General features: G+C 55.0%; 13 protein-coding genes. 11 read left to right on the top strand and 2 right to left on the bottom strand.

The window, feature by feature from the left end; all coding sequences use genetic code 11:
* Positions 1–9: 9 nt before the first annotated feature.
* The 7 genes from ampG to UTM25_RS18420 all read left to right on the top strand — a co-directional run bounded on the left by ampG (position 10) and on the right by UTM25_RS18420 (position 8,258).
* A complete protein-coding gene (ampG, locus tag UTM25_RS18450; RefSeq protein WP_109844821.1) occupies positions 10–1,485 on the top strand; it encodes a muropeptide MFS transporter AmpG in 1,476 nt (491 codons plus the stop codon).
* Between the two features lie 477 nt (positions 1,486–1,962).
* Positions 1,963–2,910 (top strand): cytochrome o ubiquinol oxidase subunit II, encoded by a 948-nt coding sequence (gene cyoA, locus UTM25_RS18445; RefSeq protein ID WP_014882770.1) that lies wholly within the window; start codon positions 1,963–1,965, stop codon positions 2,908–2,910.
* A 16-nt stretch (positions 2,911–2,926) separates the two neighbouring features.
* Positions 2,927–4,918 (top strand): cytochrome o ubiquinol oxidase subunit I, encoded by a 1,992-nt coding sequence (gene cyoB, locus UTM25_RS18440; RefSeq protein ID WP_014168864.1) that lies wholly within the window; start codon positions 2,927–2,929, stop codon positions 4,916–4,918.
* Positions 4,908–5,522: a cytochrome o ubiquinol oxidase subunit III gene (locus tag UTM25_RS18435; protein ID WP_023334703.1), complete on the top strand. Its 615-nt coding sequence runs from the start codon at positions 4,908–4,910 to the stop codon at positions 5,520–5,522. The genes cyoB and UTM25_RS18435 overlap by 11 nt, the downstream gene beginning before the upstream one ends.
* Positions 5,522–5,848 (top strand): cytochrome o ubiquinol oxidase subunit IV, encoded by a 327-nt coding sequence (locus tag UTM25_RS18430; RefSeq protein WP_006176899.1) that lies wholly within the window; start codon positions 5,522–5,524, stop codon positions 5,846–5,848. Before UTM25_RS18435 ends, UTM25_RS18430 begins: the two co-directional genes overlap by 1 nt.
* An 11-nt stretch (positions 5,849–5,859) precedes the next feature.
* Entirely contained in the window at positions 5,860–6,747 is an 888-nt protein-coding gene (cyoE, locus tag UTM25_RS18425; protein WP_013095848.1) for a heme o synthase, read from the top strand.
* Positions 6,748–6,896: 149 nt separating this feature from the next.
* Positions 6,897–8,258, top strand: coding sequence for an MFS transporter (locus UTM25_RS18420; RefSeq protein ID WP_194399701.1), 1,362 nt, complete (start codon positions 6,897–6,899; stop codon positions 8,256–8,258).
* Between the two features lie 31 nt (positions 8,259–8,289).
* Here the strand turns inward: UTM25_RS18420 and UTM25_RS18415 are convergent, their stop codons facing one another.
* Positions 8,290–8,781 carry a YajQ family cyclic di-GMP-binding protein gene (locus tag UTM25_RS18415; RefSeq protein WP_023334701.1) on the bottom strand — a complete coding sequence of 164 codons (492 nt, stop codon included), beginning with the start codon at positions 8,779–8,781 and terminating at the stop codon, positions 8,290–8,292.
* Positions 8,782–8,902: 121 nt separating this feature from the next.
* Here UTM25_RS18415 and panE point away from each other — a divergent pair, with 121 nt between their 5' ends.
* Both panE and yajL read left to right on the top strand, forming a co-directional pair.
* Complete coding sequence (gene panE / locus UTM25_RS18410; RefSeq protein ID WP_023310564.1) at positions 8,903–9,814, top strand: 2-dehydropantoate 2-reductase; 912 nt, start codon at positions 8,903–8,905, stop codon at positions 9,812–9,814.
* Positions 9,777–10,367 (top strand): protein deglycase YajL, encoded by a 591-nt coding sequence (gene yajL, locus UTM25_RS18405; protein ID WP_023310563.1) that lies wholly within the window; start codon positions 9,777–9,779, stop codon positions 10,365–10,367. Before panE ends, yajL begins: the two co-directional genes overlap by 38 nt.
* A gap of 67 nt (positions 10,368–10,434) precedes the next feature.
* Here the strand turns inward: yajL and thiI are convergent, their stop codons facing one another.
* On the bottom strand, positions 10,435–11,883 hold the full coding sequence (gene thiI / locus UTM25_RS18400) for a tRNA uracil 4-sulfurtransferase ThiI (protein ID WP_045887927.1): 1,449 nt from the start codon (positions 11,881–11,883) through the stop codon (positions 10,435–10,437).
* A gap of 191 nt (positions 11,884–12,074) precedes the next feature.
* Here thiI and xseB point away from each other — a divergent pair, with 191 nt between their 5' ends.
* Together xseB and ispA are read left to right on the top strand one after the other, a co-directional pair.
* Positions 12,075–12,317 (top strand): exodeoxyribonuclease VII small subunit, encoded by a 243-nt coding sequence (gene xseB / locus UTM25_RS18395; RefSeq protein WP_008503331.1) that lies wholly within the window; start codon positions 12,075–12,077, stop codon positions 12,315–12,317.
* The gene (gene ispA, locus UTM25_RS18390; RefSeq protein ID WP_194399700.1) at positions 12,318–13,217 is read left to right on the top strand and encodes a (2E,6E)-farnesyl diphosphate synthase; all 900 of its coding nucleotides are present in this window, start codon (positions 12,318–12,320) and stop codon (positions 13,215–13,217) included.
* Positions 13,218–13,226: the final 9 nt, after the last annotated feature.

Raw genomic sequence — 13,226 nt, 5'->3', positions numbered from 1 at the left:
TATAAAAACATGTCCAGCCATTACTTACGCATTTTCCAGCAACCGAAATCAGCTATCCTGCTGATCCTCGGCTTCGCCTCGGGTTTACCCCTCGCGCTCACCTCCGGTACGCTTCAGGCATGGATGACGGTTGAGAACATCGATCTTAAAACGATTGGTTTCTTCTCGCTTGTCGGCCAGGCCTATGTCTTTAAGTTCCTGTGGTCTCCGGTCATGGATCGCTATACGCCGCCTTTCCTCGGGCGTCGACGCGGCTGGTTAGTGATGACGCAGATCCTGCTGCTGCTGGCCATTGCGGCGATGGGATTTCTTGAACCCACCACCCAGCTTCGCTGGATGGCCGCGCTTGCGGTGGTGATTGCCTTCTGTTCCGCCTCTCAGGATATCGTGTTCGACGCCTGGAAGACGGACGTGTTACCTGCTGAAGAGCGCGGCGCCGGTGCGGCAATCAGCGTGCTGGGCTATCGCCTCGGGATGCTGGTCTCCGGCGGGCTGGCGCTGTGGCTCGCCGACCGTTACCTCGGCTGGCAGGGCATGTACTGGCTGATGGCCGCCCTGCTGATCCCCTGCATTATCGCGACGCTGTTCGCGCCCGAACCGAGTAACGTCATCCCGGTTCCCCGCTCGCTGGAGCAGGCCGTCGCCGAACCGCTCCGTGACTTCTTTGGCCGCAACAACGCCTGGCTGATCCTGTTGCTTATCGTCCTTTATAAGCTGGGCGATGCCTTTGCCATGAGCCTCACCACCACCTTCCTGATCCGGGGCGTCGGTTTTGACGCCGGTGAAGTCGGTGTGGTGAATAAAACGCTGGGGCTGTTTGCAACGATTGTCGGCGCGCTTTATGGCGGCGTGCTGATGCAGCGCCTGACGCTGTTTCGTGCGCTGCTGATTTTCGGCATCCTTCAGGGCGCCTCTAACGCAGGCTACTGGCTGCTGTCGATTACCGACAAACATACGATCAGCATGGCCGCGGCGGTGTTCTTCGAAAACCTCTGCGGCGGCATGGGAACAGCGGCGTTTGTCGCCCTGCTGATGACCCTGTGCAATAAGTCGTTTTCCGCTACCCAGTTCGCGCTGCTCTCGGCGCTTTCCGCCGTTGGCCGGGTGTACGTTGGCCCGATTGCCGGCTGGTTCGTGGAAGCCCACGGCTGGCCAACATTTTATCTCTTCTCGGTCGTGGCTGCCGTGCCGGGAATTTTATTGCTGCTGGTCTGCCGTCAGACGCTGGAATATACCCAGCGGACAGAACATTTTATGCCGCGCACCGAATATCGCCGCGCTTACCGTTTTGCGCTACGTCTGTTAATGGCGGGCTGTATCGCTCTGGCGCTCTGGCTTGTGGTACTTATTATCAATGCCAGCACCTCTCTGGTACTCCCTTTCGAAGCCCTTCTGCTGGACGCAGGTGCCCTGCTGGCTATCGCCGGGATCCTGATTGGAGGTCTGCTTGATTTCATGGCGTTGCGTAAAACGCAGATGACCTGAAGAAAAATGCGAAAGGTTATTTCCCGTTGTAATCACTAACTGAAATTATAACGGTGAAATAGCCGCCAACCGCGAAAAAAATATTTGTTGATTTGTGCGGGATAGGATTTGGAAATTATTGGCTCCCATTCCAAAATGCTATTTTTCATTAAACGATTCAGCATAAGAGAGTTTGATTTTTCGTTTTTTAGATGTCTTTTTATTGATAATTAATTGTTAATTTTTTGTTTATTTTTAACAATGGTTATACCAATTGCCCCTTTTAGGGTATGCTTGGGGGTCCTTTCGTTATAAAGCCCATGCCGTGCGGCTTCGGTCATAAAAACCGACATAATTTGCAACACTTGTGACACGTGCGGCAGAACCCGGTAACACCTTCCTGACACAGGCCTAATGATGTTTACAGTAATGTAACCTTCCCGTAAAATGCCCGCACACTTTAAACGCCACCAGACTCCGTGGAATTGAGGTCGTTAAATGAGACTCGGGAAATACAATAAAAGTTTGGGATGGTTGTCATTATTCGCGGGCACTGTATTACTCAGTGGCTGTGATTCTGCACTACTAGACCCCAAAGGACAGATTGGACTGGAACAACGTTCACTGATATTGACGGCTTTTGGCCTGATGTTGATTGTGGTTATTCCTGCCATTTTGATGGCTGTTGGTTTCGCCTGGAAGTATCGTGCGAGCAATAAAGATGCGAAGTATAGCCCTAACTGGTCACACTCCAATAAAGTGGAAGCTGTGGTCTGGACGGTTCCTATTCTGATCATCCTGTTCCTTGCCGTACTGACCTGGAAAACCACTCACGCACTAGAGCCAAGCAAACCGCTGGTTCACGATGAGAAACCTATTACCATTGAAGTGGTCTCCATGGACTGGAAATGGTTCTTCATCTATCCAGAGCAGGGTATTGCTACCGTGAATGAAATCGCCTTCCCGGCGAACACTCCGGTTCAGTTCAAAGTGACCTCCAACTCCGTAATGAACTCCTTCTTCATCCCACGTCTGGGTAGCCAGATTTACGCGATGGCCGGTATGCAGACCAACCTGCACCTGATCGCGAATGAAGCAGGCACCTATGATGGTATCTCCGCCAGCTATAGCGGCCCGGGCTTCTCAGGTATGAAGTTCAAAGCTATTGCGACGCCAGACCGTGCCGCTTTCGACCAGTGGGTTGAAAAAGCGAAGCAGTCTCCAAACACCATGTCTGACATGGCGGCGTTCGAAAAAGTGGCTGCACCAAGCGAATACAACAAGGTGGAGTACTTCTCTAATGTGAAACCAGATTTGTTCAAAGACGTTATTGGCAAATTTATGGATCACGGCAAGAGCATGGACATGACCCAGCCTGAAGGCGAGCACAGCGCGCACGAAGGTATGGAAGGCATGGACATGAGCCACGCGGAAACCGCTCACTAAGGGGCCGAGGAAGAAAATGTTCGGAAAATTGACACTGGATGCAGTGCCCTACCATGAACCGATTATCGTGGTTACGGTGGCTGCAATTATCATTGGTGGCGCGGCCTTACTGGCCCTGATCACTTACTTCGGTAAGTGGAGCTACCTGTGGAACGAGTGGCTGACTTCGGTTGACCACAAAAAACTCGGTATCATGTACTGCATCGTCGGTATCGTCATGTTAATTCGTGGCTTTGCAGATGCGATCATGATGCGTAGCCAGCAGGCACTCGCTTCTGCGGGTGAAGCCGGCTTCCTGCCACCGCACCACTACGATCAGATCTTTACCGCCCACGGCGTTATCATGATCTTCTTCGTGGCGATGCCGCTGGTTATCGGTCTGATGAACGTTGTCGTTCCGCTGCAAATCGGCGCGCGCGACGTGGCGTTCCCGTTCCTGAACAACCTGAGCTTCTGGTTCACGGTTGTCGGCGTTATCCTGGTTAACCTGTCACTGGGTGTGGGCGAATTCGCGCAGACCGGCTGGCTGGCTTACCCGCCGCTGTCAGGAATTGAGTACAGTCCGGGCGTTGGCGTCGACTACTGGATTTGGGCCCTTCAGCTCTCCGGTGTCGGTACTACCCTGACCGGTATTAACTTCTTCGTGACCATTATCAAGATGCGTGCCCCTGGCATGACCATGTTCAAGATGCCGGTATTTACCTGGGCATCTCTGTGCGCCAACATCCTGATTATTGCCTCCTTCCCAATTCTGACCGTCACCATCGCGCTGCTGACCCTGGACCGCTACCTGGGCACCCATTTCTTCACGAATGATATGGGTGGCAACATGATGATGTACATCAACCTGATTTGGGCCTGGGGTCACCCGGAAGTGTACATTCTGGTTCTGCCTGTGTTCGGTGTGTTCTCCGAAATCGCGGCAACCTTCTCGCGTAAACGTCTGTTTGGTTACACCTCTCTGGTGTGGGCAACCGTGTGTATTACCGTTCTGTCGTTCATCGTTTGGCTGCACCACTTCTTCACCATGGGTGCGGGCGCGAACGTAAATGCCTTCTTCGGTATTACCACCATGATTATCGCCATCCCTACCGGGGTGAAGATCTTCAACTGGCTGTTCACCATGTACCAGGGCCGCATCGTGTTCCACTCAGCGATGCTGTGGACTATCGGCTTCATCGTGACCTTCTCCGTAGGTGGGATGACCGGCGTACTGCTGGCGGTACCAGGTGCTGACTTCGTTCTGCACAACAGCCTGTTCCTGATTGCGCACTTCCATAACGTTATCATCGGTGGCGTGGTCTTCGGCTGCTTCGCTGGCGTAACCTACTGGTGGCCAAAAGCGTTCGGCTTCACGCTGAACGAAAAATGGGGTAAACGCGCGTTCTGGTTCTGGATCATCGGCTTCTTCGTAGCATTTATGCCGCTGTACGTGCTGGGCTTCATGGGTATGACCCGTCGTCTGAGCCAGCAGATCGATCCGCAGTTCCACCCAATGCTGATGGTTGCAGCGGGCGGTGCGGTGCTGATTGCCTGTGGTATCGCGTCTCAGCTGATTCAGTTCTACGTGTCTATTCGCGACCGCGACCAGAACCGTGACCTGACCGGTGACCCATGGGGTGGCCGTACGCTGGAGTGGGCTACCTCTTCTCCACCGCCTTTCTATAACTTTGCCATCGTGCCGCAGGTTCATGAACGCGACGCATTCTGGGAAATGAAAGAAAAAGGTGAAGCGTACAAGCAACCTGCTCATTACGAAGAAATCCACATGCCGAAAAACAGCGGTGCGGGTATTGTGATTGCCGCCTTCGCAACGGTATTTGGTTTCGCAATGATCTGGCACATCTGGTGGATGGCGATTGTTGGCTTCGCCGGCATCGTAATCAGCTGGATTGTGAAGAGCTTTGACGAGGACGTGGACTACTACGTACCAGTCCGTGAAGTTGAGAAGCTGGAAAATCAGCATTTCGACGAGATTTCTAAAGCGGGGCTGAAAAATGGCAACTGATACTCTGGCGCACTCAACTGCCCACGCGCATGAGCATGCGCACCACGATACAGGACCGACCAAAGTCTTCGGTTTCTGGATCTACCTGATGAGCGACTGCATTCTGTTCTGCTGTCTGTTCGCGACCTATGCCGTTCTGGTGAACGGCACGGCGGGCGGCCCGGCTGGCAAGGACATCTTTGAACTGCCGTTCGTTCTGGTTGAAACCGCACTGCTGTTATTCAGCTCCATCACCTACGGCATGGCGGCTATCGCCATGTACAAAAACAACAAGAGCCAGGTTGTGTCCTGGCTGGCGTTGACCTGGCTGTTTGGTGCTGGATTTATCGGGATGGAAATCTATGAATTCCATCACCTGATTCTGGAAGGTTTCGGTCCGGATCGCAGTGGCTTCCTGTCAGCGTTCTTCGCGCTGGTCGGTACCCACGGTCTGCACGTCACCTCTGGTCTGATCTGGATGGCGGTACTGATGTTCCAGGTATCCCGTCGCGGCCTGACCAGCACTAACCGTACCCGTATCATGTGCCTGAGCCTGTTCTGGCACTTCCTGGACGTGGTGTGGATCTGTGTGTTCTCTGTTGTATATCTGATGGGGGCGATGTAATGAGTCATTCAAACGATCATGGCGCTTCCCACGGTAGCGTAAAAACCTACATGACAGGTTTCATCCTGTCGATCATCCTGACGGTGATCCCGTTCTGGATGGTGATGAGCGGTTCTGCGTCTAAGCCGGTTATTCTGGGTGCAATCCTGGTGACCGCGGTGATTCAGATTCTGGTGCATCTGGTTTGCTTCCTGCACATGAACACCAAGTCCGATGAAGGCTGGAATATGACCGCCTTTATCTTTACCGTGATTATCATCGCTATCCTGGTAGTCGGTTCCATCTGGATTATGTGGAACCTCAACTACAACATGATGGTTCACTAAGAGCGGCGAGTATGTTTAAGCAATACCTGCAAGTAACGAAACCAGGCATCATCTTTGGCAACCTGATCTCCGTGATCGGAGGGTTCCTGCTGGCCTCTAAGGGCAGCATTGATTACACCCTCTTTATCTACACGCTGGTCGGTGTGTCACTGGTTGTTGCGTCCGGTTGTGTATTTAACAACTACATCGACATGGATATCGACAAGAAGATGGAAAGGACCAAAAATCGGGTGCTGGTGAAAGGCCTGATCGCCCCTTCCGTCTCGCTGGTGTACGCCACCTTGCTGGGTATTGCTGGCTTTATGCTGCTGTGGTTTGGTGCTAACCCGCTGGCCTGCTGGCTGGGGGTGATGGGGTTCGTGGTGTATGTGGGCGTCTACAGCCTGTATATGAAACGCCACTCCGTCTACGGCACGCTGATTGGTTCTCTCTCCGGCGCTGCGCCGCCGGTGATTGGCTACTGCGCGGTCACGAACGAGTTCGACAGCGGTGCGCTGATCCTGCTGGCTATCTTTAGCCTGTGGCAGATGCCGCACTCCTATGCCATCGCGATTTTCCGCTTTAAGGATTATCAGGCAGCGAACATCCCGGTTCTGCCGGTCGTGAAGGGCATTTCGGTTGCCAAGAACCACATCACGCTGTACATCATCGCTTTTGCTGTAGCAACGCTGATGCTCTCTCTGGGTGGTTACGCTGGATACAAATATCTGGCGGTAGCGGCCGCGGTGAGCGTCTGGTGGCTCGGCATGGCGCTGCGCGGTTACAAAGTGGAAGATGACAAAGTCTGGGCGCGCAAACTGTTTGTGTTCTCGATTGTGGCCATCACCTCGCTGTCCGTGATGATGTCCGTGGACTTCATGGTGCCAGATTCACACAACCTGCTGACTTACGTCTGGTAAGCCAAAACAGGTGAATAAAGGGGTGCTTCGGCACCCTTTTTTATTCACTGAATCTACTAATAACGCATGTAATATTTGTTAAATAACCCTTTATTTACCCCGCCCCTTCCCCGCACTACACTATGGCCTGCTTTTGAACTGAGGTGGTAATGAACGATTATAAAATGACGCCAGGCGAGCTTCGCGCGACCTGGGGCTTAGGGACTGTCTTCTCGCTACGGATGCTTGGCATGTTTATGGTCCTGCCTGTTCTGACCACGTACGGTATGGCGCTGCAGGGGGCCAGCGAGGCGCTGATTGGACTCGCGATCGGCATCTACGGCCTGGCGCAGGCGGTCTTCCAGATCCCCTTTGGCCTGCTCTCTGACCGGGTAGGTCGAAAGCCGCTGATCGTCGGCGGGCTGCTGGTCTTTGTGCTCGGAAGCGTGATTGCCGCCCTCTCCCATTCCATCTGGGGGATTATTCTCGGCCGCGCCCTGCAGGGGTCCGGCGCGATTGCCGCCGCGGTGATGGCGCTGCTGTCCGACTTAACCCGCGAGCAGAACCGCACCAAAGCGATGGCGTTCATCGGCGTGAGCTTTGGCGTGACGTTTGCAATTGCCATGGTGCTGGGCCCCATCATTACGCACACGTTGGGTCTGCACGCCCTGTTCTGGATGATTGCCGTGCTGGCAACCATCGGTATTGCCTTAACCCTGTGGGTCGTGCCGGACAGCAAAAACCACGTTCTGAACCGCGAATCAGGGATGGTAAAAGGCTGCTTCAGCAAAGTGATTTTCGAGCCGCGCCTGCTCAAGCTGAACTTTGGCATTATGTGTCTGCACATCCTGCTGATGTCGACCTTTGTCGCCCTGCCCGGCCAGCTTGCCGCTGCGGGTTTCCCGGCGGCTGAGCACTGGAAAATCTATCTGGTCACGATGCTGATTTCGTTTGTCTCCGTCGTGCCGTTCATCATCTACGCCGAAGTGAAGCGCAAAATGAAGCGCGTCTTCGTGGGCTGCGTGGCGGTCCTGCTGATTGCCGAAATTGTGCTCTGGGGTGCCGGTCCGCACTTCTGGGAGCTGATTGCCGGCGTACAGCTGTTCTTCCTGGCCTTTAACCTGATGGAAGCGCTGCTGCCGTCGCTGATCAGCAAAGAGTCCCCCGCCGGATATAAAGGCACCGCGATGGGCATCTACTCCACCAGCCAGTTTCTCGGCGTGGCGATCGGCGGCTCGCTAGGCGGCTGGGTGGACGGCCTGTTTGATTCACAAACCGTATTCCTCGCCGGTGCGCTATTGGCAATAGTCTGGCTGCTGGTCGCCAGCACCATGAAAGAGCCGCGCTACGTGAGCAGCCTGCGCGTGGAAATCCCGGATGATGTGGAAATCAGCGATATGCTGAAGCAGCGTCTGGAAGCCAAAGAGGGTGTGACAGAAGTGCTCATCGTCCCGGAAGAGCGCAGCGCTTACGTCAAAATAGACAGTAAAATGACAAACCGCTTCGAAGTCGAGCAGGCGCTCAAAGCGTAAAAAAAGCCCGGTTAAACCGGGCTTTTTTATATTAATCGCGGAAGTTTTTAAACTGGAACGGTTGCCCCAGATCGCCGCCGCGCACCAGCGCCATTACGGACTGGAGATCATCGCGGGACTTCCCGGTCACGCGAATTTCTTCGCCCTGGATCTGCGCCTGCACCTTCAGCTTGCTGTCTTTAATGAGCTTAACGATCTTCTTCTGCACCGCGCTCTCGATGCCCTGCTTCAGTTTGGCTTCAACAAACCAGTTCTTACCGCTGTGCACAAACTCTTCCGGCACGTCCAGAGACGTCCCTTCGATGCCGCGTTTTAACAGCTTGGCGCGCAGAATGTCGAGCAGCTGATTCACCTGGAAGTCAGACTCGCTCAGCACCTTAATGGTCTTATTTGCGTCGTTCAGCTCAAACGACGCCTCAACGCCGCGAAAATCGAAACGTGACTCAACTTCGCGGGTTGCGTTCTCAACGCCGTTGCGAACTTCCTGGATATCAACTTCGGAAACAATATCGAAAGATGGCATCTTTTCTTCTCCCTTCACTTTTGTTGCGTTGCATAATACCCGCTACGAGGCATAACTCAACAGAAGCTTAGCTGTATAATTAAGCTGTAACACCTGGCGCAGTTGCAGGTGAGGAGGAACAATGAAAATTACGGTGCTCGGATGCGGAGCGCTTGGTCAGCTATGGCTGACCGCGTTGTGCAAGCACGGACATGAGGTTCAGGGCTGGCTGCGCGTGCCCCAGCCCTATTGCAGTGTAAACCTGATTGGTGAAGACGGAAGCATCTTTAACGAATCCCTCACCGCGAACGATCCTGATTTCCTGGCGCAAAGCGATCTTTTACTGGTGACGCTCAAAGCGTGGCAGGTCTCAGACGCGGTAAAAACGCTGGCCGCGCAGCTTCCCTCCACTTCCCCCATTCTGCTGCTGCATAACGGCATGGGGACGCTTGATGAGCTGAAAAACGTCCCGCAGCCCCTGCTGATGGCGACGACCACGCACGCTGCGCGTCGCGACGGCAACATCATCGTGCATGTCGCCAGCGGCGTGACGCACATCGGGCCCGCCAGAACTCAGGATGGAGATTACAGCTATCTTGCCGATGTGCTGCAGAAGGTGCTGCCGGACGTCGCCTGGCACAACAACATCCGCCCTCAGCTGTGGCGCAAGCTGGCGGTAAACTGCGTAATCAATCCGCTGACGGCGCTGTGGAACTGCCCGAACGGAGAGCTGAAAAATCATCCGCAGGACGTTGCTATGCTGTGTGCGGAAGTCGCGGCGGTCGTTGAGCGGGAAGGCCTGCATACCTCGGCAGACGATTTACGCTGCTATGTCGAGCAGGTCATTGAGAGCACGGCAGAAAACATCTCCTCGATGCTGCAGGATGTTCGGGCATTACGCCACACGGAGATCGACTACATCACCGGCTATCTGTTAAAACGCGCCCGCGCGCACGGTATCGCCGTGCCGGAAAACGCCCGTCTGTATGACCTGGTTAAACGTAAGGAGAGTGAATATGAGCGCGTCAGCACTGATCTGCCTCGCCCCTGGTAGCGAAGAGATGGAAGCGGTCACCACCATTGATTTGATGGTGCGCGGCGGCATTAAGGTCACCACCGCCAGCGTCGCCAGCGACGGTAATCTGGCAATCACCTGCTCGCGCGGGGTGAAAATCCTTGCGGATGCCCCCCTTGTTCAGGTGGCTGACGGCGATTACGACATCATCGTGCTGCCCGGCGGTTTAAAAGGCGCGGAATGTTTTCGCGACAGCCCGCTGCTTGTTGAGACCGTGCGTCAGTTTCATTTATCCGGCCGCATCGTCGCGGCAATCTGTGCCGCCGCCGGAACGGTTCTGATTCCGCACGATATCTTCCCCATCGGCAACATGACCGGTTTCCCGGGGCTTAAGGATACGATCCCGGAAGAGCACTGGGTGGATAAACGCGTCGTCTGGGATCCGCGCGTCAACCTGCTGACCAGCCAGGGGCCAGGCACCGCGATTGATTTTGGCTTAAAGATTATTGACCTGCTGGTCGGGCGCGAGAAAGCGTACGAAGTAGCGTCATCGCTGGTGATGCCTGCGGGGATTTATAATTATTACGAATAGGTGTTCTCCCTCTCCCTGTGGGAGAGGGCCGGGGTGAGGGCTTCAGGCCGCACTCCCCGGCAAAAAACTACGGGCGATACACCTTCACGTTCGCAAAGCCCTGCTCGCGCAGATACAGCGCCTGCAGGCGGCTCATCACCCCGCGCTCGCACCACAGCAGATAGGTTTTGCTCTTGTCGAGATCGCCAAACTTCGTGCTCAGCTTGTAGAACGGCAGAGAAACCACCTCCACGCCTTCGACGTTCAGCGGGCTGGCGTCCTGTTCATCAATAGAACGAATATCCACAATCACATCGCTGGCACCAAAACCGCTCACGGTTTCAACTTCAACGACTTCCTGCTCGGTCTGCTGGGCAATCTCGCGGATGTCGATGTTGGAGGCTTCCTCCACCACTTTTTCCAGAATGCTAAAATCGAAGTTCTCTTCTTCCGCTTCGATCTTCGCCTTCACCGCCTTCACCGTTGGGCTTTTTGAGATCACGCCGCAGTATTCCGGCATGGTGCGGGCAAAATCTTCGGTGCCGATTTCGCGCGCCAGATCGATGATGTGCTCTTTATCATGGGAGATCAGCGGACGCAGGATCAGCGTATCAGACACGTTGTCGATGAGACGCAGGTTGGTCAGCGTCTGGCTGGAAACCTGGCCCAGCGCTTCACCGGTGACCAGCGCCTGCACGCCGTAGCGCTCGGCAACTTTGGACGCCGCACGCACCATCATGCGTTTCAGCACCACGCCCATCTGGCCGTCGTCCACTTTTTCGAGGATTTCGCCGACCACAGGTTCGAAGTTGATCGCCACGAAACGCACGCGGTGGGAGCTGCCGAAGCGGTTCCACAGGTAATGCGCGACCTGACGAACGCCGATTTCGTGCGCCGCGCCGCCCAGGTTGAAGAAGCAATAGTGCACACGGCAGCCGCGACGCATCAGCATATAGCTGGAGACGCCGGAGTCGAAGCCGCCGGAGATCAGGGACAATACGTCTTCCTGGGTGCCAATCGGGAAGCCGCCGATACCTTCATAGCGCCCTTTCACCAGCAGCAGGCGATCGTTTTCGATCTCCAGATTCACGGTTACGTCCGGGTTGGTCAGACGAACGCGCGCCGTTTCAACGTGCTGGTTCAAACCGCCGCCGACGTAACGTTCCACTTCAATAGAGCTGAACTCGTGCTTGCCGCGACGCTTCACGCGCACGCAGAAGGTTTTGCCTTCGATCTGGTCGCGGTACTGGACCAGCGCTTTCTCGAAGATGTCGTGCATATCGCTGAACGGAACATCTTCCACTTCCAGGATATGGTGGATCCCCGGAATACGGGTCAGCGCGTCGCGAATATCCTGACGTTTGTTTTCGTCTTTGGCGCGCACTTCAACGTGGTCCCAGTGGCGCACCACGGCGAGGGTTTCGTCGTAGTGCTTTAATACGTTACGAATGTTCCCGGTGAGAATTTTAATAAAGCGCAAACGCACAGATTGGCTTTTGATGGTGATTTCAGGGAACAATTTAATGATAAACTTCATGGCGGCAATGTTTCTTAGGCAAGCGTATTAAGGCTTGTAATGGAAAAGAGTACAGCAGCCCACACCCGTGGCTGCATCCAGGCGCGCAAGTATACCACCATCGCGCCGCTCCTGTGCACATTGCGCGTTATTTGATAATTGCCCTGAGTCCGTTACCATGTCGGGGCTGAGAATATAAGAGTCAATTCACTATGCCGAAGAAGAACGACGCACCGGCCAGTTTCGAAACTGCGCTGAGTGAACTGGAGCAAATCGTTACCCGTCTTGAAAGCGGCGATCTCCCGCTGGAAGAGGCGCTCAACGAATTCGAGCGTGGCGTGCAGCTGGCGCGCCAGGGACAGGTCAAACTGCAGCAGGCCGAGCAGCGCGTGCAGATCCTGCTTTCCGACAGCGAAGACGCGAAAACCACGCCTTTTACACCGGACGCCGAGTAAATGGATTTTTCCAACGAGCTTCAGGCGCGTGTCGTACGCGCCAACGACGCCCTGCGCCGTTTTATTGCGCCACAGCCTTTTCAGAACACTCCACTGGTTGAAGCCATGCACTATGGCGCACTCTTGGGTGGAAAGCGCCTGCGCCCGTTCCTGGTATACGCCACGGGCAATATGTTTGGCATCAGCGACAACACGCTGGACGCCCCGGCAGCCGCCGTTGAGTGCATCCATGCCTACTCGCTGATCCACGACGATCTCCCGGCCATGGACGACGACGATTTGCGTCGGGGTCAACCCACCTGCCATATCAAGTTTGGCGAGGCGAATGCCATTCTGGCGGGTGATGCCCTGCAAACGCTGGCATTCTCGATTCTGAGCGACGCGCCGATGGCGGAAGTGGCCGACCGCGACCGCCTGGCGATGATCTCCGAGCTGGCAATGGCCAGCGGCGTGGCCGGCATGTGCGGCGGACAGGCGCTGGATCTTGAAGCGGAAGGACGTCAGGTTAATCTGGAACAGCTGGAGCGTATTCATCGCCATAAAACCGGGGCGTTGATTCGTTCCGCCGTTCGCCTGGGCGCGCTGAGCGCGGGTGAACAAGGGCGCAAAGCCCTGCCGATTCTGGACAGATACGCAGAAAGTATCGGCCTGGCATTCCAGGTTCAGGATGACATTCTGGATGTGGTGGGCGATACTGCAACATTGGGTAAACGTCAGGGTGCGGACCAGCAGCTTGGCAAAAGTACCTACCCCGCCCTGCTGGGTCTTGAGCAAGCCCAGCGTAAAGCCCGGGATCTGATTGATGATGCCCGCCAGTCGCTAAATGAACTGGCCGCGCAATCGCTGGATACCTCGGCACTGGAAGCGCTAGCGGACTATATAATCCAGCGTAATAAATAAACTATATAT

This window comes from Enterobacter sp. 61D5 (genome assembly GCF_034107965.1).
Lineage (GTDB): Bacteria > Pseudomonadota > Gammaproteobacteria > Enterobacterales > Enterobacteriaceae > Enterobacter > Enterobacter cloacae_M.
The sequence above is the reverse complement of the archived record's forward strand: the minus strand, read 5'-3'. Positions and strand labels throughout refer to the sequence as shown.